Raw genomic sequence first — 20,926 nt, forward strand, 5'->3', positions numbered from 1 at the left:
CCAGGTCATACGGGTATCAAGCGGGCGCCCCCGCCGGCGCCCCGGTGCCGGTCAATTCGACCCGGCAGGTGGAGAACATGCCCGACGTTAACGAAATCCGTCCCTTCCGGCTCGATATTCCGGAGGAAGCGATCGCCGATATGCGGCGCCGGATCACAGACGCGCGCTGGCCCAGCCGGGAGCTGGTGACCGATCGCTCCCAGGGCGTGCAGCTGGCGGTGGTCCAGGAATTAGCCCGCTATTGGACGACCGGCTACGACTGGCGCGCGTTCGAGGCCAGGCTCAACGCCCTGCCGCAGTACACGACCCGCATCGACGGCGTCGAGATCCACTTCGTCCATGTGCGGTCGCGGCACGAGAACGCGCTGCCGCTGATCATGACGCACGGCTGGCCGGGCTCGATCGTCGAGCTGCTGGAGGTCGCCGGCCCGCTCACCGACCCGACCGCGCACGGCGGACGGGCCGAGGACGCCTTCCACCTGGTGCTGCCGTCCTTACCCGGCTACGGCTTCTCGGGCGAGCCGGCCGAGCTCGGCTGGGACTCCGGCCGCATCGCCCGCGCGTGGGCGGAGCTGATGGACCGCCTCGGGTACACGCGCTACGTCGCCCAGGGAGGGGACGTGGGCGCCGACGTCACGGACGCGATGGGCCGCCAGGGGCCCCCGGGGCTGGCCGGGATCCACGTCAACCTGCTCGGCGCGGCGCTCGGGCTCAAGGACCGGCTACCGGCGGAGTCCGAACAGGAACGCGCGGCGCACGAAGCGGTCACCGCGTTCATGACGGACGGCTTCGGCTATTTCCTGGAGCAGTCCACGCGCCCGCAGACGATCGGCTACTCCCTGCTGGATTCCCCTGTCGGGCTGGCGGCCTGGATGCTCGACCACGACACCGACAGCTACTACAAGTTCTCCAGCGCGTTCGTCGACGGGCGGCCGGTGGGCGGCCTCACCCGCGACAGCATCGTCGATGACATCGCGCTGTACTGGCTGACGGGCACCGGCGCCTCGGCCGCCCGGTGGTACTGGGAGTTCGGGCGGGCCCATGCGTCCGGTCAGGCTCCTCCGCCGGTCTCGGTTCCGGTCGGTTTCACCACGTTCCCCGGCGAGCTCTGGGCCGCCCCGCGCAGCTGGGTCGAGACGGTCTATCCCGGCCTCGCCTATTTCAACGAGGTCGGCCGCGGCGGCCACTTCCCCGCTTGGGAGGAGCCTGACCTCTTCTCCAGTGAAGTGCGGGCGGCGTTCCGGCCGATGCAGAAATCCTGAGCCCGTCTCTGGTCCGCTGCCGGCGGGGTGGCCCGGCCGTCCGTCCGTAATGAATCTTTTGGTGCCTCATGGGCGGTGGTTCCGCGTCACTCCGCTGTCGGCGGGGACGCAACAGTGGTCCGCTTCGCTCGGCGAGAGGAATGTTGCGATGGGGATTGTTTCGCCCGGCTTCCACGGGCGGCGGCGGGAGTCCGCCGGCGACCTGCCGCCGGGACAGTACCTGACCGACGACTTCCCGGTCCTGTCGGCGGGCCCGACTCCGCGGATCTCGGAGGACGAATGGGAATTCACCGTCACGACCGAATCCGGGCGGGAGCACCGCTGGACGTGGCGTGAATTCCTGGAGCTGCCGTCCGAGACACCGCGGGTGGACATCCATTGCGTCACCAAATGGTCCAAGCTGGGCACCGAATGGGAAGGGGTGTCGCTGGACGTCCTGCTGGCCGATGTCGAAACCGAAGCCGACTACGCGCTCGCGCATTCCTACGGCGGCTACACCACCAATCTTCCGCTTGAGGACCTGCTGGACGGGCGGGCGTGGGTCGTCCACCGCTATGACGGCGAGGAACTGGCACCCGAACACGGCGGTCCGGCGCGGCTGCTGGTGCCGCACCTGTACTTCTGGAAGTCGGCGAAATGGGTGCGCGGAATCACGCTGCTCAGGGAGAACGAGCCGGGTTTCTGGGAGACCGCCGGCTACCACGACTACGGGGATCCATGGCGCGAGCAGCGGTACCAGGGCGACTGACGTGGCGCGTGGCTCGGCTGGCCGAGACGCGCCGGGAGACCGAGACGGCGCGCACGCTGCTCTTCGACGTGCCGGATTGGCCGGGGCATCTGGCCGGTCAGCACGTCGACGTGCGGCTCACCGCCGAGGACGGCTACACCGCGCAGCGGAGCTATTCGCTTTCCGCTCCCGACCGGGTGGAACTGGCCGTCCAGCGGATAGCCGACGGGGAGGTGTCCCCCTATCTGACCGACGTCCTCGGCGTCGGCGACCCGGTGGAGGTGCGCGGCCCGGTCGGCGGCTGGTTCGTCTGGCGGCCTGGGACGGGACGCCCCGTCCTGCTCGTCGCGGGCGGGTCCGGCATCGCGCCGCTGATGGCCATGATCCGCGCCCGCCGGCTGTCGGGGGACGGGACGCCGTTCACGCTGCTCTATTCCGTCCGGACGCCGTCCGAGGTGTACTTCGCCGAGGAACTGCGGCGTCCCGACCCCGGCCTGGACGTGACCTGCATCTACACGCGCGGCACTCCGGACGGCTGGCCGCGCCCGCCCGGACGGCTCAGCGCGGCCGACCTCGACCCGGCGGACGCCGGCCGCGACTGCTTCGTCTGCGGGCCGACCGGCTTCGTGGAGGCGGCCGCCGACCTGCTGCTCGCCCGCGGCCACGACCCGCGGCGGATCAAGACCGAACGGTTCGGCTGAGCGGAGGCTGATCGCCATGACCCGGCTCCATCGACAGGACTCCCCCGGCCATGTGGACGGCAACGCGCTCGCCGGCCCGCTGGGCGAGCTGTTCGCCGTCGACGTCACGGCCGCCGAGGGCCGCTGCGTGAACTGCGGGCTCACCGGCCCGATCGCCACGCTGATGGTCTACGAGCGCGCGCCCGGGATGGTCGCCCGGTGCTCAGGATGCGACAACGTCGTCCTGCGGCTGGTCCGCACTCCGGACGCGGTCTGGCTCGACCTCACCGGAATGACGTGGCTGCGCGTCCGGCTCCCGGCGACGTCGCCGCGATGACACAAGTGGCGGTCCTATACCGAGCCGCCGGGGGCTGAGGGACCGCCGAAGTGGATGCGAATCTGTGCAAGCCTGCCGCCGTACTTATCGCTGTGGAGAAGCTCGTCGAATGCTCCTCTTGCCACATCTGGGGGATTGTCCTTGTAATGCTCCCAGAGATAGGTGATGGTAAGGCGCCATTCCTTTTCGTCGTCCAGGAAAGAAGCACGCTCCGCCGGTGTTGGGGGCGAGTTCGAATGCACCCGTCGCTCCAGTTCCTCGCCTCGTGTCCGGAGCGCATCGGTAGCGGTCCGCGCCCGGGCCACCAGGGCCATGGCATGGTCGTATGGAGACTGCCCCGGAGCGCCGGGTAGCGGGGTGAACGCTTTGTTCTGACTCTTCGTGCCAGGCGGCGCGAGGAGTGCAGGGTCTGGGGCGCTTGGCTGCTCGCTAGGCGAGGGGCGTCTGGCGCGCTGCATCCGTGCCAACTCGCGTGCTCGTTCTTGCTGGGCTACCGCTCGTCCCTTGGAGAACGCGTCGTCGATCAGCACCGAGTACGAGATGACGTTGTGCTCGCGTACCGTGTTACGGCTGAGATCCTCGTCCGTGGGCGCAGCGGTAACAGTCGGCTCACGCCGCCCGGACACGTCGATTCCCAGAAACGTGGTCCGCTCGTAGTTCACGGCATAATAAGCCCCAACGGCGCCGCCCTCACTGGCGATTCCCATGGTCGACTTGTACTGGACGTCCATGGTAATCCGGGCGTAGACGTCGCTGCTCGTGCGCAGGCTCGTAATCTTGGAATCCAGCGACTGCAACTGCGCCTCGATCTTGGCGCGGTGCGCCTCCATATCTCTTTCCATGAGCGCCTGCTCGATCTTCCCTTTCAGCCACTCGACCGCGAGCTGGACGGCGAACAGGATGATCATTTCGGCTGCGGCCGCAAGGAGTCTTACACCCAGACCCGCGGCGCGGGCACCGGCGCCGGCGCGAACCCCGGTCGGTGGCTCAGGAGCCTTCGGCCCGACGAGACCGAGTCCGGGCGTACCGCCCGGCTTGATGCTCGGCTTCCCGCCCAGGCCCGCACCGGTCGGCCCTGGCGGTCTCACCGGACCCAACGGTTTGATCTTGACTTCGACCGACAGTTTCGGCTTATCCGTCCTCCAGTAACGGTCCCTGGCGACGACCTCGTAGTCTTTTAGTTCGGATGGAAGGTTCCGTGCGACCTGGTGCCCGTAATCCACCGTCTTCTCCAGGTGCGCTATTTTCTGTGTGGGCGGCTCCGCGCGCGGCGACGCGGGCACGTCCTGGGGAAGCCGCCGGGGATCGCCTGATTTCATCTCCGCCGTGCTCCACGGACCGGCCGTGAAGTCTTCCACCAGTATGCGCCTGCGATCCGGATGGATCGCGACCACCTCGGGACCTTGCTTCTTGTGCGGGAAGGCCTTTTTCACCCAGCCCTTGAAGTTTCCCATGAAGTAGATCTCTGTGTAGCCTTCGCGTTTCAGGGCGGCCTCGGTTTCGACGAAGTGGTGGCGCTCGCCCGCCTTACCGATCGCACTCAGTTCGCCAGGCTGCCCACCGAATTCCCCGGTGGGTAGCGACGGATCGTCGATTACGGCTTTGAGCGGGTCCTTACCCGGAGGATCCGCATGCTGCACCGCCCCCGGCGTGCTCCCAAGCAGCACCGTTGGGCTTGTGCCTCGAACAACCGCTCGTGCCGCTCTCCAGGCTTCGGCCTCGTGTTCCGCGCCGGGAGGGCCGCCGGTACGCCGTTGCTGCACGACATGAGCCAGCTCATGAGCAAGCAGCGCCGTCCCTTCCGCCGTGTGCGGGGCGTAGCGGCCAGGGGCGAACAAAATATCGTCACCGCTTGTGAAGGCCCTCACTCCATGGTGAAGCGTCTGCGTCGCGCCATCACGATCGGCGTGTACGCGCACTTGCCTGAAGTCGTGTCCGAAGCGAGCCTCCATCGACTCCCGGACACCTCGATCAAGTGGCAGCCCCCGGGACGGAAGATTCTCCCGCGGAGGTCGTCTCGTTTGCGCCGGTTCGAGCGGAGCTTTATAGGATCGCACGAGTGCGCCTTTCCCATTTTCTTCCCTGCTCACTCTAAGTGGCCCGGACGCTCCTGCTAGTAAAGGTGCGGTCAAAGAGTCCCGAGTCGAGGCAGCGGCGCCGGCCAGGATTCGGCGAGATCGATCCGGCCCGCGAGGACCTCGGTGCGCAGCTGTTCTCCACTGAACGCGGAACCGCCGACGAGGACGCGCAGGCCCGTCGCGCGGCGCACCTGTTCGGCCAGTTGCATAGTCGCTATCTGTTCCGTGGCCTCGGGTGCGGCCGCCTGGAGGCGGACGATGTCCAGCCCGGCGCCGGCGAGGTGTGCCAGTCCGTCGAGGAGCGCTTCGACGCCCGCTCGGTACGGCGTCGTCCGGGGCCGGCCCAGGTCCAGGGCGACCAGGCGCAGGAGCGCGCTGTCCTTGCGGAGCACTCTGACGGCGTCGGCGAGGCGGCGCAGCGAGCCCGGATCGGCGGCCGGGGAACCGGAGAGATCGAACTCGATGAGCCGGAACCCGGCCGCGACGGCCTTGTCGTGCGCCGCCTGGTCGCCGGCGGCGATCCGCACCCCGAGCATGGCCGGTGTCAGGGCGGACACGCGCCCGTTGACCTCCCGCCACGTCCCGGCGTCGAATTCGGTCTCCGGACCGGTCAGGTCGGCGATGACCGCGGCGGCGCCGCAGAGCGCCAGGCCGCCGAAGAACGTGAGCTTGGCGTCACCGTCGCGCTCCGGGCCGACCCGGAGCGGCGGCCTGGTGACGACCAGCCGGCTGGGCAGGACGTCGTCGCGGACGCGGACGGGGCTGCACAGCGGGTCGTCGGCGCGGTCGGCGATTCCGGTCGCCGCCGCGACCGCGTCGTCGAAACCCGCGCGGACCGTCCGCGCGAGGTCGGGAAAGGCGACCCGGACGCGGTCGAAGGACAGCGCGCCGGTGCGGGTCAGGTAGTGGAAGGCGAGGTCGGCGGCGTCGCGGTCGAGGCGCTGGCTCATGGTCTCCCACCACAGCCGGCTGGCATCGGCCCGCATCTGGAGCCGCTCGACGATCGGGCGCCGCCGCTCCTCGTACCGCTGGAAGGCCGCTTCGGGACGGGGCTGCGAGGTGAGTTCGGTCGCCAGGGTGATGGCGTCGTCCATGGCCAGGGTGGTGCCCGACCCGACCGAGAAGTGGGCGGTGTGCGCGGCGTCCCCGATGAGGACGACGTTGCCCGCGCTCCAGCGCCCGCACCGGATGGTGCGGAACCGGGCCCAGCGCGAGTTGTTCGCCTGCAGCCGTGCCCCGCCGAGGTCGGCGGCGAACACCTGTTCCAGGTAACGCCGGCTTGCCTCGTCGCTGGCACCGGGCGCTGCGGCGGCCGCGTCGAATGCGTCCAGGCCCGCGTTGCGCCAGCTGCGCTCGTCCGTCTCGACCAGGAACGTCGCGAGGCCGGGCGCGTAGGGGTAGGCGTGCGCCGCCCAGGACCCGTGCTCGTTCTCCACGAAGCTGAACGTCATCGCGTCGAGATCGAGGTTCGCCCCGAGCCAGATGTACATGGCGCTGCCGGAACCCTCGCGGACGTCGAACCGGCCGGCCAGCGCGCCGCGCGTACCGCTGTGCGCGCCGTCTGCGCCGACGACCACGGTCGCGGACTCCACCTCGGCCAGCCGCATCCGCCGGTCGAAGACGATGCGGGCTCCGGCGTCGGCGGCCTGCTCGCGCAGCGTCGTGAGCAGCGCCTGCCGCGCGATCGCCGTGCCGCCCTGCTCGCCCCAGCGGATGGTGGTCCCGCGATGCCGCAGCTCCATCCCGTGGCCGGGGACCCCGGCCGCGGCGAGGCGGCGGTGGGTGCCCGGGTCGACTTCGGCGAGATTCGCCATCGTGCGATCGCCGAGGCCGATGCCGAACCCCACCGTCGCGTCGGCCGGGTTCCGCTCGTAGACGGTCACGTCCCAGGTCGGATCCATGAGGCGGACGAGGCGCGCGAAGAACAGGCCCGCCGGGCCTCCGCCGAGACAGGCCATGCTTTTCGTTGACAACTCTTCTCCATTCGTGAGCTTCGAGTGCGCCCGTCCCGCCCGGCGCGTGCGGTCACGTCCCGCCGAGCAGGCGCCCGGCGCCGGGCACGACGGGACGCAGCCCGAGCCCGGTCAGCAGCCGGTGCACCGTCGCGGTGGCGGCCGTCACGACGGGGAGGCCGCAGCTGTCCTCGATCCGCTGGACGACCGGCAGGGACGGCATCTGCACGCAGGCGGACAGGACGAGCGCGTCACAGCCGGTCAGGTCGAGCTTCCGGTAGTGGCCGACCAGGTCCCTCGGGTCCAGCCGGCCCACCGCGAGGTTGTCCGCGACACCGAGGCTCAGCGCGTCCCGCACCGCGATGCCCTCCGCCGCGAGGTAGTCGCGGACCAGCCCGGTCAGCGAGTCGACGTAGGGCGTCACCATCGCGACCGTCTTCGCCCCGAGCACGCCCAGCGCCGACACGAGCGCGCCGGCGCTGGAGATGACGGGGGCCGGCGAGCCGTTCCCGGCGGCCGTCTCGGCCAGGTCGTGTTCGGCACGGCGGTGGTGGCCGCCGCCCCGCGCCATGATCGCCACCAGGCACGCGTAGGCGTAGGCGTCGCAGCGGGCGTCGGACAGCTCCGCCACGCACCGGCCGCCGTCGGCGTCCATCCGCCGGAGTTCCTCGGCCGTGACGTGCCGCATGCGCATCCGGCTCGAATGGACGGTGAACTCCTCGTCCGGGACGAGGGACCGGCGCCGTGCGAGCATCGCGGGGATCTCGGTCTCCATCGTCGTGTTCGAGCTCGGGACGATGAGACCGAGCCGGTAGGGCGTCGCGCGCCCGGTCCGAGCGGTCATGGGCCCTGCCTTTCACCGGTTTTCGGAATCGTCGTGAAGACGGGGAGGGGCGGGGCGTCGCGGCGGTCGCGCCAGGCCACCCGGACCCGGTCCCCGATGGCCGCCGCGCCGCCGACGATGTTGCTGACCAGGCGGGGCCCCTCGGTGAGCTCGATCACCGCCACCAGGTACGGCGGGTCGAGCCCCTCCAGGACGCGGACGTGCACCTCGGTCAGCGAATGGACGGCACCCGTCCCGGCGGTGGCGACCCAGCGCACGTCGGAGCCGTCGCAGGAGAGGCAGAACGGGCGCGGGTAGAACTGGTGCGCTCCGCACGCCGCGCACTGCTGGACGCGCAGCTCACCTTGGCGGCAGCCGTCCCAGAAGGGGGCGGTGAGTGGATCGCCGTAGGTCTCGTCGTCGCTCATCGGGCCAGCACCACCGTGGAGGCGGTCGAGTTGTAGCCGCCCACGCCGTGCGCCACCGCGATCTCCGCGCCCGCCACCTGCCGGTCTCCGGCCTCGCCGCGCAGCTGCCGGACCGCCTCGACCAGCAGCAGCGCGCCGAGGGCACCCGGATGGTTGTAGGACAGGCCGCCGCCGGACGTCAGCGCCGGAAGCCGCCCTCCGGGTGCGAGGGCCCCGCCTTCGACGAACGCTCCCGCCTCCCCCTTGGCGCAGAACCCGAGATCTTCCAGCGCCATCAGCACTGTGATGGTGAACGAGTCGTACGGTTCGAGCACGTCCACGTCGGCGGCGGTGATCCCGGCCATGCCGAACGCCTCGCGTCCGGACACCACACCGGCGGAGGCGGTGAGATCCGGCATCGACGCCAGGTGCCAGTGGGTGTGGCTCTCGCCGGCGCCGAGCACCTTGACGGCCCGCTTGGCGGCGTCGCGGGCCCGGGCCTCGTGCGTGACGACCACGGCGGCGCCCCCGTCGGTGACCAGGCAGCAGTCGTTCCGGCGCAGCGGGGTGGAGATCATCCGCGAGGCGAGCACGTCGTCGATCGTGAGGGGGGCGCGGGACCACGCCTTGGGGTTGCGCCGGGCCCAGGCGCGCGCCGCGACCGCCACCTCGGCGAGGTGCTCCGGCTTCGTGCCGTACCGGTGCATGTGCCGGGCGGCCATCATCGCGTAGTGGCCGATGGGCGCCGGGAGCCCGAAGGGGGCCTCGAACTGCGCGCCCAGATCGGCCGAGTCCGCGTTGCCGGCAATCGTCCGCTGCCTGCGCGTCCGCTGCCTGGACGCGAAGCCGATCAGGGCCACCTCGCAGCGTCCCTCCGACACGGCCAGCATCGCGTGGTGGACGAACGCCTCGAACGCCGCGCCGCCGAGGTCGGAGGAGTCGGCGTACCGCGGCGCGGTGATCCCGAGATACTCCCCGACCCGCACCGACCCCTCTTCGCCCATGTAGTTGACGAAGACGCCGTCGACGTCGCGGAGCGCCAGGCCGGCCTCGGCGAGCGCCTCGCGCGCGGCGAGGGCGAACATCGACAGCTCGGTCTGGTCGTGGACCTCGCCGAGCGCCGTCTCGGCGACCCCGGCCACGTACACGGGACGCCGGCCCCATGCCTTCCTGCTCACGTTGTCCTCCCTCACTGATCAGGTCTCACTGGTCAGGTCTGTCTGGTCAGGTCTGTCTGGTCAGGCTTCGTCGCCGGGCAGGCGCCCGGCGGCGAGCACTCCGTCCTTGACGACCGCCCGCACCCGTTCCCGCAGCGTGTCCAGCTCCAGCGGGTCGCCTTGGACCACCACCAGATCGGCCCGCTTGCCGGGTTCCAGGGTCCCGAGCTCGTCGCGCATCCCCAGGAGGGACGCGGCGGTCGCGGTGGCCGACACCAGGACCTCGGCGGGCGGCATCCCGCCGTCCCGCATCAGCGCGAGCTCCTCCAGGTTCCGGCCGTGGGGGTAGCCGATGGCGTCCGTGCCCATGGCGACCGGCACCCCGGCGGCGACGGCCCGGCGGAACGAGTCGCGGTGCGCCTCGATCACCTCCTGGACCTTCAGCAGCGCCGACTCGCCGACCGCGGCGCCGTTCTGGGCGGCGTGGAGCACGCTGTAGGGCGCGGTCAGCGTCGGGACCAGCACCGTGCCGCGCTCCAGCATCATCGAGACGACGTCGTCGTCGAGGTAGATGCCGTGCTCGACGGACCGCACCCCGGCCAGCACCGCGTTGCGGACGCCCGCCGTGGCCTGGGCGTGCGCCATCACGCCGAGCCCGGCCACCGACGCCTCGGTGACGGCCGTCCGCAGCTCCTCGGGGCTGAACTGCGGGCGCCGGGGGTCGGTGCCCGGGGACATGACGCCCCCCGAAGCCGCGACCTTCACCCAGTCGGCGCCGGCCCGGACCAGCTCGCGCACCCGGACGCGCATCTGGTCGACGCCGTCGACCACCCCGCCGGGCAGCGCCGGGCTCCCCGGAAGGACGGGGACGCAGTGTCCCGACGGCAGCCACGGGTCGGCGTGACCGCCGGTCTGGCTCAGCATGGTGACGGCGATCCGCAGCCTTGGACCGCGCACCAGGCCGAGGTCGACGGCCCGTTTGGTGCCGAGGTCGGCGCCGGCGGCGTCCCGCACGGTCGTGAGCCCGCAGTCGAGCAGCAGCCCCAGGTTGCGGGCGGCCGAGTAGTACTGGAGCGAGTGCGGCGCCTCCAGCTGCCGCAGCACGTCGTACTCGCTGACCATGACGTGGACGTGGCAGTCGATCAGGCCGGGGAGCAGCGCGTGCCCGGTCAGGTCGACGCCCGTGTCGCCGTCGAGCCCGGCGCCGACGGCGATGATCCTTCCGTCCTCGACGACGACGTCGCCCGCACCGGGGGCGGGGCCGGTCCCGTCGAAGATCTGCGCGCCGTGGTAGAGGGTCCTCATGGCAGGCTCACCGGGCCGGCGTAGTGGTCGATGTCCGGCGGGGTCAGCAGGTGCCCCGGCAGCTCGGCGGCCAGGGCCTCGACGGTCCAGCGCCCCTCGGCCCGGACCCGGGACGTGACGCGCGGCATCGACACCACGGCGACCTCGCCGCCCGAGCAGTGGAACACCTGGCCGTCCGCCGGGCAGCCGGCCGATGCCAGCCAGCAGATCAGCGGGGAGACGTTCTCCGGCGCGGCGGCGTCGAAGCCCTCGGCCGGGGCGGCGTCATCGTCGATGCCCGCCGTGATCCGGGTCCTCGCCCCTGGGGACACCGCGTTGGACCGCACGCCGTACCGCCCGCCTTCCAGCGAGACGCACCTCGACAGCGCGAGGACGCCCAGCTTGGCGGCGGCGTAGTTGGCCTGGCCGACGTTCCCGGCGAATCCCGCGATGGACGTGGTGTGCACGACGCTCGCGTCCGCCACCTCACCGCCCTTCGCCCGCCGCCGCCAGTAGGCGAGCGCGTGATGGGTGGGGGCGGCGTGTCCCTTGAGATGCACGCGGACGACCGCGTCCCATTCGGCCTCGCTGAGCGCGGCCAGCGTCCGGTCGCGCAGGATCCCCGCGTTGTTGACCAGCGCGTCGAGGCGGCCGTAGGTGTCCAGCGCGAGCTCGATCAGCTCTCCGGCCTGCGCCCAGTCGGCGACGTCGTGGCCGCTGAGCACCGCCTCGCCGCCGCGGGCGCGGATCAGCGCGGCGACCTCGGCCGCGGGCGAGGGGTCGGCGCCCTCGCCGCGCAGGTCGGCGCCCAGGTCGTTCACGACGACGCGCGCGCCGAGCTCGCCGGCCAGCAGGGCGTGGGCCCGGCCCAGGCCGCGCCCGGCGCCGGTGATGATGACGACACGGCCGTCAAGCGTGGTCACAGGGGTCTCCAGAGTTCGTCGGTGGTCAGGTGGCGAAGCGGGCCGAGAGCCACTCGCACACGATCGGGTCGGCCTTCTCGAAGGCGATCCCGGGGCCGATCGGCTGCCCGAAGTGGTCGGCGCGCACGCGCACGTGGGTCTTGTCGCGCGAGCCGAGGTCGTCCACGATCCGCTTGGTCTGGCTCGGGAAGACGCAGTTGTCGCCGGTGTACTCGACGACGAGGGCCGGGCAGGTCACGGCCGGCGCCGTCCGGGCCATGTCCGCGTTGCTGGACAGGCCGGACCACGTCGACAGCCATGCCTCGGGCGTGGTCATCCGGCCGAAGCCGAGCAGCCCGTAGTTGGTCACGTGCGGTCGGCGTCCCCAGACCGAGCCGTAGCGGCGGTCGGACGGGTCCAAACTCAGGTCGACCGTCCTCGGGTCGGCGTCCGTCCGGTGGACGAGCACGACGGGCTGATGGGTGCCGAGCCGCTCGTCGGCCGCCGTGCCGCCCTTCTTGAAGCGGGCCCTGGCCTCCTGACGGCGGGCGATGCACTCCCGGGCGTATGCGTCGATGCGGGCGACCCGCGCGCGCTGCGCCTCGCGGTACCGCTGGAGGAACGACGGGTCGTAGCGGGAACTCTCCGGGGGCGGAGCGAACCCGTTGGCCGGGTCGAAGAGGTCCAGCGAACCGTCGACCGAGAGCGGGTCGCTCTCGTCGGTGACGGACGGGTCGACGCATTCGAGCAGCAGCGCCCCCTGACCGGGGTGCGGAGCGACGTAGACGATGCCGTCCACCCCGGGCAGGTCGGCGCCGGGAAGCCCGACCGGGCGCCCGCCCGGCGTCACGGCGATCCGTTCAGAGGGTTCCCGCGCGGCCTGGTCCAGGTAGAACGTGTACAGGCTCGCCCCGCCGGAGTTCGCCAGGCACACGATGTGCCGGTAGTCCCGCTCCCGGAGGAAGGCCATGCCGGCGGCGATGTCGAGCAGCGCGTTCTCGTGCACGAGCCGCAGGTCTCCCCCACCGGCCCGGCCGAGCTGCGTCCACACCGAGAACCCGCGGTCCAGCAGCGACGGGATCAGGTAGTGCCGGGACGCGTCCGCTCTCGGATGCATGATCGTGACGACCGTCCGGGCGCCCGGGACCTCGTACAGGGTGCCGGTCACGGCCGCGCCGTCCGCGGTGAACAGCACGTGGCTGCTCTGCGTGGCGTGCGCGGGCGGCGTGCTCGGGTACCAGTCGCCGTTGAGCACCGGGCGGCGGGACGCCGTCGCCGATGCCGGAGCCGATGCCGTCATCGGTGTGCGGGCGCGATGCGGATCTCGTCCGCGTCGTAGCGCAGTAGGTCGCCGTCGTAGCCGCCGCCGAGCACGCTGAACCAGACGGCGTCGCGGAAGCTCGTGGCGGCGCGGCCGATCACGATCTCGCCGTCCGCCGCCACCTTGAGGTAGGGGCCCACCCGCGTGCGGGTGATCGGGGTTTCGGCCGTCGCGGCGTCGGCCAGCGGGGCGAACTCGGGTACGTCGAGTACGTAGAGCGCGGTCATGTCAGCCCTCGGCCTTCTCGTCCTTGTTCTCGTTCTCGTTTCCGTTCTCGTGGTCCTTCTCGATGAGTTCGGCCTTGCGGCGCCAGACCTTCTCCAGCGTCGGGTCGTCCTCGCCGAGCACGTCGAGCAGCGCTTCGAGCGACAGCCGGGCGTCGTGCTCGTCACGCTCGTCCAGCTCGCGCAACGGCCGGGTGACCTCGAAGATCATGCCGTTGGGGTCGCGTACGTAGATCGACTCGATGGTCTCGTGGGCGATCTGCGCGATGACGCGGATCCCGTGCTCCTCGAACCGCGCGCGCCAGTCGAGCAGGTCCTGCTCGGTGCGGACGTGGATCGCCAGGTGGTAGTCAGGGCGGGGCATCGCGGGATCGGGGTCGACGCCGAAGTAGTAGAAGAACGCGAGCCGGTCGCCGTCGCCGATGTCGAAGAAGAAGTGCACGAAGTCCGGGTGGTCCTTCGGGCCCCAGCCCTTCGCGGTGATGATGTGCGGCGTTCCGAGCCCCATCACGTCGCGGTAGAAGCGGATCGTCCCCGCCGCGTCGGTGGTGACGTATGCCGCGTGGTCGACTCCGCGGAGCCGTGTCTGCAGCGTTCCGGTCACTGCGCTCCCCTCTCGTCGTGCTTGTCGATTATTCTACGTAAGCGTCAAATTGTCGAACAGGCGTGACCCCGCCGGCCGGGCGCGGCCGGCTCAAGAGGCCGCCCTAGCCGGTCTGGGCCTGCTCCTCCTGCAGCCGCCTGGCGATGAGCTCGCGCAGATCCTTCTTGGAGATCTTGCCGACGTCGGTGCGCGGGAAGTCCTGGATCACCTCGACCCGCTCGGGCAGCTTGAACTTCGCCAGCCCCTTCGCCAGCAGCAGTTCGGCGAAGTCCGCCACCGTGGGAGCGGCCGCGCCCGCCGAGAGCACGACGAACGCGCACACGCGCTCGCCGAGGATCCGGTCCGGCATGCCGACGACCGCGACCTCCGCGACGGCCGGATGCTCGACCAGCAGCGCCTCCAGCTCGTCGGCGTGGATCTTCTCGCCGCCGCGGCTGATGTTGTCGGTGATCCGGCCCTCGTGCGAGTAGTACAGGGTGCCGTCGATGAGGTGCGCCCGGGCCAGGTCGCCCGTCCGGTAGAACCCGTCGCTCGTGAACGCCGTCCGGTTGCGCTCGGCGGCCCGGTAGTAGCCGCGGATCGTGTACGGGCCGCGCGCGGTGAGCTCGCCGATCTCGCCGACCGGGACCTCCTCCTCGGTGCCCGGACGCAGCAGCCGCACCTCGTCCCCGGGCGAGAGGGGACGGCCGCACGTGCCGTGCCGGGCCTCCTCGGGCTCGGACTCGGCCGCCGTGAGGAAGATGCCCTCGCCGGTGCCGTACAGCGGCACCATCGGGCAGCCGAACAGCTCCTCGGCCTGCCGCGCGAGCGACGGGATCGACGGCGCGAAGAACATCCGCCGGACCGACCCGAACTCCATGCCGGCGAGGCCCGGATGCTCGCTGATCTCGGTGGCCAGCCCGGTGCCCATGAGCGTGTCGGTCACGCCCTCCTCGGCGATGATCCGCGTCATGTCCTCCAGGCGTGCGCGCGGTGCGAGCGCCAGCCGCCCGCCGCTCAGCAGCACGGCGTTCACCGCGCAGGTGATGCCGGCGTTGTGCATGATCGGGGTCGCCTGGAGGGCGACCGTGCCCGGCCCGAAGCCCCAGGTCTCGGCCCAGGCCCTGGCGTTGTAGGCGTATTCGCAGTGCAGCCTCGGGATCAGCTTCGGCACGCCGGTGGTGCCGCCGGACAGCTGGAAGACACCGACCGACTCGGGGTCGATCCGCCAGGTGCGCACGGTCGCCGCGGCCTCGTCGGCGTCCACCGCCTCGACCAGCTCCTCGTAGCTGTGCTGGCCCTCCAGGCCCGGACCGCCGAAGACGATGACGGCCTGGATCGACGGGTTCCCGGCGGCCATCTCGGCGGCGAAGCCCGGCAGGTCGTGGCCGCGGAAGCGATGCTCGACGAGATGGAGCCGGGCCCCGGTGTGCTGGATGAGGTAGCCGATCTCCCTGGACCGGTGCTGCGCGAGGCTGCAGATCGGCACCAGCCCGGCGCGGAGCACGCCGAAGTAGGCCACGACCGTGCCGACCTCGTTGCCGAGCTGGAAGATCACCGGATCGCCGGGCCGCAGGCCGAGGCGCCGCAGGGCGACCGCGAACCGGTCGGCCGCCCGGTCGAGCTCGCGGTAGGTGAGCCGGGCGGTGCCGGAGCTGACCGCCTCGTGGTCGGCGAAGCGCTCGGCGGTCTCGTGCAGCTCTTCGGCGAGCGTGAGCGCCCGCCAGTATCCGGCCTCCCGGTAGCGCCGCGCGAACTCCTCCGGGTACGGCACGACATCGCCGGCTGAGGAACTGGACGGAGTGGACGGGGTGGACGGCTCAGCGATGGTCATCGGATTCCTCCGCACACGGGTAGGTGGTCGCCGTTCAGTCGGAGAGGGGGTGCCCCGCGGGCACGACCTGGGTCAGCAGCGCGGTGAAACAGCCGGGGCAGTAGACCTGGCGGAACACGACCTCGTCGTCGACGTACGTCGACGCGTCCGGCCAGGCGCCGGGACCCGCGCCTTCGGGTCCGGTGACCTGCCGCGGCAGCCGGGACAGGTGGTCGCCGTCGCGGTCGCCGAGCAGTTCGCCGCAGTGCCGGCAGCACAGCCGTTCGGGCTCACCGCTCCCGGCCGGTAGCAGCGCGATGTTGTCGTCCAGGGCACGTGTTCCCTGGACGCCGCACGTCCGCGCCTTGCGGTCCGGGGATCCCGCGCCGGCCCGGCGCCGCTCGATCAGCTCGGCCCGCCGCGCCGCCGTCGCGGGTTGGTCCGCCTCCAGCGACGACTCGTCCAGGACCACCCCGTACACCTCGCGCGCGGCGGTGGCCGAGATCTTCCCGGCGGCGAGGTCGGCGGCGACCGAGGCCGGTTCCCGGCGCAGCGGGTCGCCGTACCCGCCGCCGCCGGCCCACTGCAGGTAGATGGCGGCGGCGGGCTCGACCGGTACCTCGTCGTGGGCCTGGACGATCTGCCGGGTGCCGGCGAGCGCGTCGAGGCTCTGCGGGATCTCGCCGGCGCGCATGGCCTCGTGCGCGCGGCTCTCGTGCACGACGATGTCGAGCTGGGTCCCGCCCGGGTATCCGCCGGCCAGGCCGGGGCTCATCGACGCCGCCTTGCTCGCCCCGGTGAACATCGCCAGCATCGGCCCGCCGACCCCGTGCGGGACGGCGCAGATCGAGCCGCTGACGCCGCCGCGCCGCCGTCCCGGCCCGCCGGTGTCGGGCTCCTCCCGCCGCCACAGGTACAGCAGCGGCTGGGTGAACTCGGTCATCTCCACGTCCGGCGCGCGGCCCATCGGGATCACGAACAGGCCGCCGGTGTCGACGCCGTCGGCGTCGACCTGCGCCCCGTAGCCCGAGGCCATCGAGTCGGCGAAGCCGCCGAAGAACGGCCGCCCCTCCGCGTCGACGCCCATCAGGCCGCACCCGTCGTAGGTTCCGGCGCACACCGACTGGACGCGCGGCCGCTGCTCCTCGTCGGTGTCGAGCATCCGCGCGAGGCAGTCCGCGACGAGGTTCGACGACGCCCAGGCCGGACCGACCGGTGCCTTCGCGACAGCGGCGGGGAAGGTGGCGTTGTTGATCGTGCCTTCCTCGCTGATGATGTCGAAGCAGCGCATGAGCCCCCCGGCCGCCCACGGAATGTCGCCGGCCAGGATCGGCAGCAGGGCGAACATGACGCCGGCGCGCATGCCGGAGTAGGGACAGTTGATCATGCCGGTCTGCGGATCGGTGCCGGTGAAGTCGAAGGTCAGATGGTCATCGCGCTTGGTCATGGTCAGCACGATCTTGTGCATGCCGCGGTCCCCGAGCTGGGACTGCTCCTGGTAGCCGACGCTGGACCAGGTGCCGTCCGGGAGCGCCTTCAGCTTGCCGCGCAGGCGGCGCTCGGCGTCGTCCATCATCCGCTTCATCACGGCCTTGACCTGGTCCGCGCCGTAGCGGTCGAGGAGCGCGAGGAGCCGTTCGCGGGCGATGTTGTTGGCACCGATCTTGGCGCGCAGGTCGAGCCCCACCATCTCCGGGACCCGGGACCGCCGCAGGTAGAGATCGACGACGTCCTGCTGCAGCCGGTGGCCGCGGACGATCTTGACCGGCGGGGTGGGCAGCGACTCGGAGAAGACGTCGGTGGCCGTCGGCGAGAACGAGCCGGGCGCGCTGCCGCCGAGATCGTCCACGTGGCAGATCGCCGTCGTCCAGGCGAAGAGCTTCCCCTCGTGGAAGACCGGCGCGAGGATGGCGACGTCGTTCTGGTGCAGTCCCCCACCGACCCAAGGGTCGTTGCAGAGGAACATGTCGCCTTCCTCGATGCCCGGACTTTCGCTGCGGTGCAGGAGCGTCCAGTAGATGGCGAGGTCCATGGACGCGACGAGGCCGGTGTTGTACAGGCCGACCTGCACCTCCTGCCCGATCTCGTCGCAGATGGTGAAGTCGAAGTCGTTGACCTCGGTGACCGAGATCGAGCCCGACATGCGCTTGAGCGTGTCGCCCATCTCCTCGGTGATCGCCCAGATCCGGTGGCGGATCACCTCGTAGGTCAGGGGGCCGATCTCGTCCCCGGCCTCCGGCGGGACGTCGTGGAGCGGCAGCGAGGGCGGGATGCTCCGGCGCAGCTCGTCCGGTGCGATCGGGCGGCTGTTGAACGTCGAGGCACCGGTGATCTGGAGTGGTGGGGTCATGGGGTTTGCCTCCAGGCCGTCAGGCCAGGTCGATGACGAGGTTGCCGAGGTGGTCGACCCGGGCCGTCGTCCCGGCCGGGACGACGACGGTGGTGGTCGGTACCTCGACGATCGCCGGGCCGGTCAGCACGTGTCCGGCGCGCAGCCGCCGGTAGTCGTAGATCGTGGTGTCCTCCCGGCCGCGCTCCAGGTCGAGCAGGACGGGACGCCGCCCGCTGATCGCCACCTCGCACGAGCTTCCGTCGGGACCGGGGGCGTGCGGGATGCTCGGGGCGAAGGGCAGGATCCCCGTGCCGTGCACCCGGTAGGTGATGACCTGGACACCGGCCTCGCGGTATCCGGAGCCCTCGCCGAAACGGGCCGCGTAGACCGCCTCGAAGTCGTCGGCGATCCGGTCGACCGCGGCCTCGTCGAGCGGCCCGCCGGGTACCCGGGTCGCGACCTCGGCGAGCTGGGGCGTGTACCGGGCGTCGACCTCCCGGCGGATGCGGACCTCGACGAAGTCGAGCTTCTGCGCGGCGAGGACGTCCCGTACCCGCGCTTCGAGCCGGTCGAAGTTGTCCTGGACGCGCGCCGGGTCGATCGGCATGACCGCCGGGTCGCTGAGTTCGGCGGAGACCATGATGTCCGTCGACGCCAGGCCGTAGGCCGAGAACACTCCCGCGCTGTGCCCGAGCGGTATGACGAGCTGGGAGGCGCCGAGCTCGGCGGCGTAGGAGAACGCGTGCATGGGTCCCGCGCCGCCGAACGCGTAGACCGCGAAGTCGCGCGGGTCGTGGCCCGCCTCGACGACGACCTTGCGCGCGAGGTCGGCCGTCTGCGAGTTCTGCACCGTGAAGACGGCGGCCGCCGCGCCCTCGGCGTCGAGCCCGAGATGGCGGCCGACCCGCTCGGTGAGCGCCTTGGCCGCGAGGTCCGGCGACAGCGTCTTGCGGCCGCCGAGGAAGTTCTGCGGGTTGAGGATGCCGAGGACCAGGTCGGCGTCGGTGACCGTCGGGTCGAGGCCGCCCTGCCCGTAGGAGGCGGGCCCCGGCCAGGCCCCGGCGCTGCCGGGCCCGACCCGCAGGTTGCCGCCGGCGTCGACCGACGCGATCGCCCCGCCCCCGGAGCCGATCGCGTGCACGCGCAGGGTCGGGGTGTTGATGGGGTGCTGGTTCAGCACCGTACCGGTCGTCGTCTCGGGTTCCCCGTCGACGATCAGCCCGGCGAGGAACGTCGTGCCGCCGACGTCGGTCGAGACGACGTTGCGATGCCCCAGCTGCGCGGCGAGCCGGGCGGCGCCGGTGACCCCGCCGGTGAGCACCGAGCCCACGGTCGTGATGGCGATCTCCGGGGCGTGCCGTGCGGTGACGGTGCCGCCGGATCCCTGCATCACCAGGAGCGGTCCGCTGAGCCCCTTGCCGCGCAGGCGGTCCTCAAGGGGTTCCAGGTACTGGCGCAGCGCGGGGCCGACCTGGGCGTTCATGATGGTCGTCGCGTTGCGGGCGAACTCGCGGATGCGCGGGCTGATCTCGCTGGACAGGCTGACGTACAGGCCCGGGGCCTGCTCGTGGACGAGCGCCTTCAGCCGCTGCTCGTGGGCGGGGTCGCGGAACGACCAGAGCAGGCTGACGGCGATCGCGTCCACGCCCTCGGCGATGAGGTCCGCGATGGTGGCCCGGGCTTCGTCCTCGTCCAGGGGGACGACGACGCTGCCCGAGCGGTCGACCCGCTCGGTCACCTCCCGGGCCAGCCGCTTGGGGACGAGCGGCTCCGGCTTGCGGGTGTTCAGCGTGTCCTGCACCTCGTGGGGCGGGAGGCCGAGGTAGCGCCCCTCGACGTTCATGATGTAGATCGAGTCGCGGTGGCCGCGCGTGGTCAGGAAGCCGACGCGCGCGACGTTGCCGGTGACCAGCGCGTTGAGCGCGGCCGTGGTGCCGTGGGCGAGGTAGGCCGTGTCCGCGAGCAGGTCGTGCACCGTGCGGCCGGCCCGCTCCGCGAGCTGCTCGATGACGTTCTCGAAACCGATCGAGAAGTCGGGCGGGGTCGACGGCGCTTTCGCCGCGATCACGCCGCCGGTCTCGTCGGCCGCGATCCCGTCGGTGAAGGTGCCACCGACGTCGATGCCGATCACGTACGCCATTGCACCGTCCTCGTGTCAGAGCGGGAGATGTCCAGAAGTGCTCCAACACATTGGACAACTATTTTACGCTTTCGTCAATAGTTTTACGGATCGGTCGCGGCGCCTCGCGCGTGGCATGTCTCACCCGCGGGACGCGTCACTCGCCGGACGGGCCCGTCTCGCCCTGAGCAGCGAGAATGCGCTCAAGATAGGCGAGATCCTCACGGATCAGACCCAGGGCGCCCGCGACGCCGTCGCTGGCGGGCGCCCGGTCCCCGTGCCGGATCAGCCCCTGCGTGACCATGGCGACCATCTCGTCGGCCACCTCCTCGGGCGTGTTCGGCCCGCCGTCGCGGAACCACCAGGCGATCCAGTTGGTCATCCCGATGATCGCGAAGGCGACCGTGCGCTCGTCGACCGGCCGGAACTCGCCGCTCGCGACGCCGTCGGCGATGATCCCCGACAGCTCGTCGAGGATGCGCACCTTGCTCTTGCGGTGCTCGGCGAGGATCGCGGCGGGCAGCTCCGCCTCGTTGCGCTCCAGCACGCGGAACCGCACCGGGCTCTGCGCGATGCCCTCGGCGGTGCTGCGGACGATCGACGTCAGCTTCTCGGTGGCGGTCAGGTCGGTCCGCTGCCGCATCCGCTGGATCTCGACGGCGCCGACCCCGGTCACCCCCGAGACCAGCTCCTTGAGCAGGGCCTCCTTGCTGGGGAAGTAGTAGTACAGGGCCGGGCGGGTGAGGCCCATGGCATCGGCGATGTCACGGACGCTCGTCCCCGCGACGCCGCGTTCGACGAACAACTGCGCCGCGCGTTCGAGCAGCTGGTTCGCCACCAGCTCCTTGCGCGACTGGCCGGGCTCCTCCGTGGTCGCCATGACGTCTGGGCCTCCTCTTCTTCGGCGGAAAGAGAAGTCTAAAGA

At 71.4% G+C, this 20,926-nt stretch carries 18 protein-coding genes; 4 read left to right on the forward strand and 14 right to left on the reverse strand.

What is annotated here, in order from left to right; translation table 11 throughout:
- Positions 1 to 77: 77 nt before the first annotated feature.
- The 4 genes from ACH34S_RS00410 (at position 78) to ACH34S_RS00425 (ending at position 3,006) form a co-directional block, all read left to right on the forward strand.
- Positions 78 to 1,262 (forward strand): epoxide hydrolase family protein, encoded by a 1,185-nt coding sequence (locus ACH34S_RS00410; RefSeq protein WP_395950308.1) that lies wholly within the window; start codon positions 78 to 80, stop codon positions 1,260 to 1,262.
- Positions 1,263 to 1,410: 148 nt separating this feature from the next.
- Positions 1,411 to 2,010 (forward strand): sulfite oxidase-like oxidoreductase, encoded by a 600-nt coding sequence (locus ACH34S_RS00415; RefSeq protein WP_395950309.1) that lies wholly within the window; start codon positions 1,411 to 1,413, stop codon positions 2,008 to 2,010.
- A gap of 8 nt (positions 2,011 to 2,018) precedes the next feature.
- Positions 2,019 to 2,690, forward strand: coding sequence for a ferredoxin reductase (locus ACH34S_RS00420; protein ID WP_395950310.1), 672 nt, complete (start codon positions 2,019 to 2,021; stop codon positions 2,688 to 2,690).
- 16 nt (positions 2,691 to 2,706) lie between these two features.
- Complete coding sequence (locus ACH34S_RS00425) at positions 2,707 to 3,006, forward strand: DUF6510 family protein (RefSeq protein ID WP_395950311.1); 300 nt, start codon at positions 2,707 to 2,709, stop codon at positions 3,004 to 3,006.
- A gap of 14 nt (positions 3,007 to 3,020) precedes the next feature.
- Here ACH34S_RS00425 and ACH34S_RS00430 read toward each other — a convergent pair whose 3' ends face one another.
- The 14 genes from ACH34S_RS00430 to ACH34S_RS00495 all read right to left on the reverse strand — a co-directional run bounded on the left by ACH34S_RS00430 (position 3,021) and on the right by ACH34S_RS00495 (position 20,881).
- Positions 3,021 to 5,096, reverse strand: a complete 2,076-nt coding sequence (locus ACH34S_RS00430) for a DUF4157 domain-containing protein (RefSeq protein ID WP_395950312.1) — start codon at positions 5,094 to 5,096, stop codon at positions 3,021 to 3,023.
- Positions 5,097 to 5,134: 38 nt separating this feature from the next.
- Complete coding sequence (locus tag ACH34S_RS00435; protein WP_395950313.1) at positions 5,135 to 7,057, reverse strand: FAD-dependent monooxygenase; 1,923 nt, start codon at positions 7,055 to 7,057, stop codon at positions 5,135 to 5,137.
- Between the two features lie 52 nt (positions 7,058 to 7,109).
- Positions 7,110 to 7,880, reverse strand: coding sequence for an Asp/Glu racemase (locus ACH34S_RS00440; RefSeq protein ID WP_395950314.1), 771 nt, complete (start codon positions 7,878 to 7,880; stop codon positions 7,110 to 7,112).
- A complete protein-coding gene (locus ACH34S_RS00445) occupies positions 7,877 to 8,287 on the reverse strand; it encodes a Zn-ribbon domain-containing OB-fold protein (protein WP_395950315.1) in 411 nt (136 codons plus the stop codon). Before ACH34S_RS00445 ends, ACH34S_RS00440 begins: the two co-directional genes overlap by 4 nt.
- Positions 8,284 to 9,444 (reverse strand): acetyl-CoA acetyltransferase, encoded by a 1,161-nt coding sequence (locus ACH34S_RS00450; protein WP_395950316.1) that lies wholly within the window; start codon positions 9,442 to 9,444, stop codon positions 8,284 to 8,286. Before ACH34S_RS00450 ends, ACH34S_RS00445 begins: the two co-directional genes overlap by 4 nt.
- Positions 9,445 to 9,504: 60 nt before the next feature.
- A complete protein-coding gene (locus tag ACH34S_RS00455) occupies positions 9,505 to 10,728 on the reverse strand; it encodes an amidohydrolase family protein (RefSeq protein WP_395950317.1) in 1,224 nt (407 codons plus the stop codon).
- Positions 10,725 to 11,630, reverse strand: coding sequence for an SDR family NAD(P)-dependent oxidoreductase (locus ACH34S_RS00460; protein ID WP_395950318.1), 906 nt, complete (start codon positions 11,628 to 11,630; stop codon positions 10,725 to 10,727). The genes ACH34S_RS00455 and ACH34S_RS00460 overlap by 4 nt, the downstream gene beginning before the upstream one ends.
- A 25-nt stretch (positions 11,631 to 11,655) precedes the next feature.
- Entirely contained in the window at positions 11,656 to 12,909 is a 1,254-nt protein-coding gene (locus tag ACH34S_RS00465) for a hypothetical protein (RefSeq protein ID WP_395950319.1), read from the reverse strand.
- The gene (locus ACH34S_RS00470; protein ID WP_395950320.1) at positions 12,906 to 13,157 is read right to left on the reverse strand and encodes a hypothetical protein; all 252 of its coding nucleotides are present in this window, start codon (positions 13,155 to 13,157) and stop codon (positions 12,906 to 12,908) included. The genes ACH34S_RS00465 and ACH34S_RS00470 overlap by 4 nt, the downstream gene beginning before the upstream one ends.
- A 1-nt stretch (position 13,158) precedes the next feature.
- On the reverse strand, positions 13,159 to 13,758 hold the full coding sequence (locus ACH34S_RS00475) for a VOC family protein (RefSeq protein WP_395950321.1): 600 nt from the start codon (positions 13,756 to 13,758) through the stop codon (positions 13,159 to 13,161).
- Between the two features lie 103 nt (positions 13,759 to 13,861).
- Positions 13,862 to 15,571: a (2,3-dihydroxybenzoyl)adenylate synthase gene (locus tag ACH34S_RS00480; protein ID WP_395950322.1), complete on the reverse strand. Its 1,710-nt coding sequence runs from the start codon at positions 15,569 to 15,571 to the stop codon at positions 13,862 to 13,864.
- Positions 15,572 to 15,605: 34 nt separating this feature from the next.
- Positions 15,606 to 17,900: a hydantoinase B/oxoprolinase family protein gene (locus ACH34S_RS00485; RefSeq protein WP_395950323.1), complete on the reverse strand. Its 2,295-nt coding sequence runs from the start codon at positions 17,898 to 17,900 to the stop codon at positions 15,606 to 15,608.
- Between the two features lie 19 nt (positions 17,901 to 17,919).
- Positions 17,920 to 20,022: a hydantoinase/oxoprolinase family protein gene (locus ACH34S_RS00490; RefSeq protein WP_395950324.1), complete on the reverse strand. Its 2,103-nt coding sequence runs from the start codon at positions 20,020 to 20,022 to the stop codon at positions 17,920 to 17,922.
- A 136-nt stretch (positions 20,023 to 20,158) separates the two neighbouring features.
- Entirely contained in the window at positions 20,159 to 20,881 is a 723-nt protein-coding gene (locus ACH34S_RS00495) for a TetR/AcrR family transcriptional regulator (protein WP_395950325.1), read from the reverse strand.
- Between the last annotated feature and the right edge of the window lie 45 nt (positions 20,882 to 20,926).

It is taken from the genome of Actinomadura sp. 3N508, from assembly GCF_044326375.1.
Classification (GTDB): domain Bacteria; phylum Actinomycetota; class Actinomycetes; order Streptosporangiales; family Streptosporangiaceae; genus Spirillospora.

Excerpts from the sequence above, each read along its gene's own strand:
- ACH34S_RS00410 (WP_395950308.1), top strand. The coding sequence starts at position 78 with ATGCCCGACGTTAACGAAATCCGTCCCTTCCGGCTCGATATTCCGGAG.
- ACH34S_RS00415 (WP_395950309.1), top strand. The coding sequence starts at position 1,411 with ATGGGGATTGTTTCGCCCGGCTTCCACGGGCGGCGGCGGGAGTCCGCC.
- ACH34S_RS00425 (WP_395950311.1), top strand. The coding sequence starts at position 2,707 with ATGACCCGGCTCCATCGACAGGACTCCCCCGGCCATGTGGACGGCAAC.
- ACH34S_RS00440 (WP_395950314.1), bottom strand. The coding sequence starts at position 7,880 with ATGACCGCTCGGACCGGGCGCGCGACGCCCTACCGGCTCGGTCTCATC.
- ACH34S_RS00445 (WP_395950315.1), bottom strand. The coding sequence starts at position 8,287 with ATGAGCGACGACGAGACCTACGGCGATCCACTCACCGCCCCCTTCTGG.
- ACH34S_RS00455 (WP_395950317.1), bottom strand. The coding sequence starts at position 10,728 with ATGAGGACCCTCTACCACGGCGCGCAGATCTTCGACGGGACCGGCCCC.
- ACH34S_RS00465 (WP_395950319.1), bottom strand. The coding sequence starts at position 12,909 with ATGACGGCATCGGCTCCGGCATCGGCGACGGCGTCCCGCCGCCCGGTG.
- ACH34S_RS00470 (WP_395950320.1), bottom strand. The coding sequence starts at position 13,157 with ATGACCGCGCTCTACGTACTCGACGTACCCGAGTTCGCCCCGCTGGCC.
- ACH34S_RS00480 (WP_395950322.1), bottom strand. The coding sequence starts at position 15,571 with ATGACCATCGCTGAGCCGTCCACCCCGTCCACTCCGTCCAGTTCCTCA.
- ACH34S_RS00485 (WP_395950323.1), bottom strand. The coding sequence starts at position 17,900 with ATGACCCCACCACTCCAGATCACCGGTGCCTCGACGTTCAACAGCCGC.
- ACH34S_RS00490 (WP_395950324.1), bottom strand. The coding sequence starts at position 20,022 with ATGGCGTACGTGATCGGCATCGACGTCGGTGGCACCTTCACCGACGGG.
- ACH34S_RS00495 (WP_395950325.1), bottom strand. The coding sequence starts at position 20,881 with ATGGCGACCACGGAGGAGCCCGGCCAGTCGCGCAAGGAGCTGGTGGCG.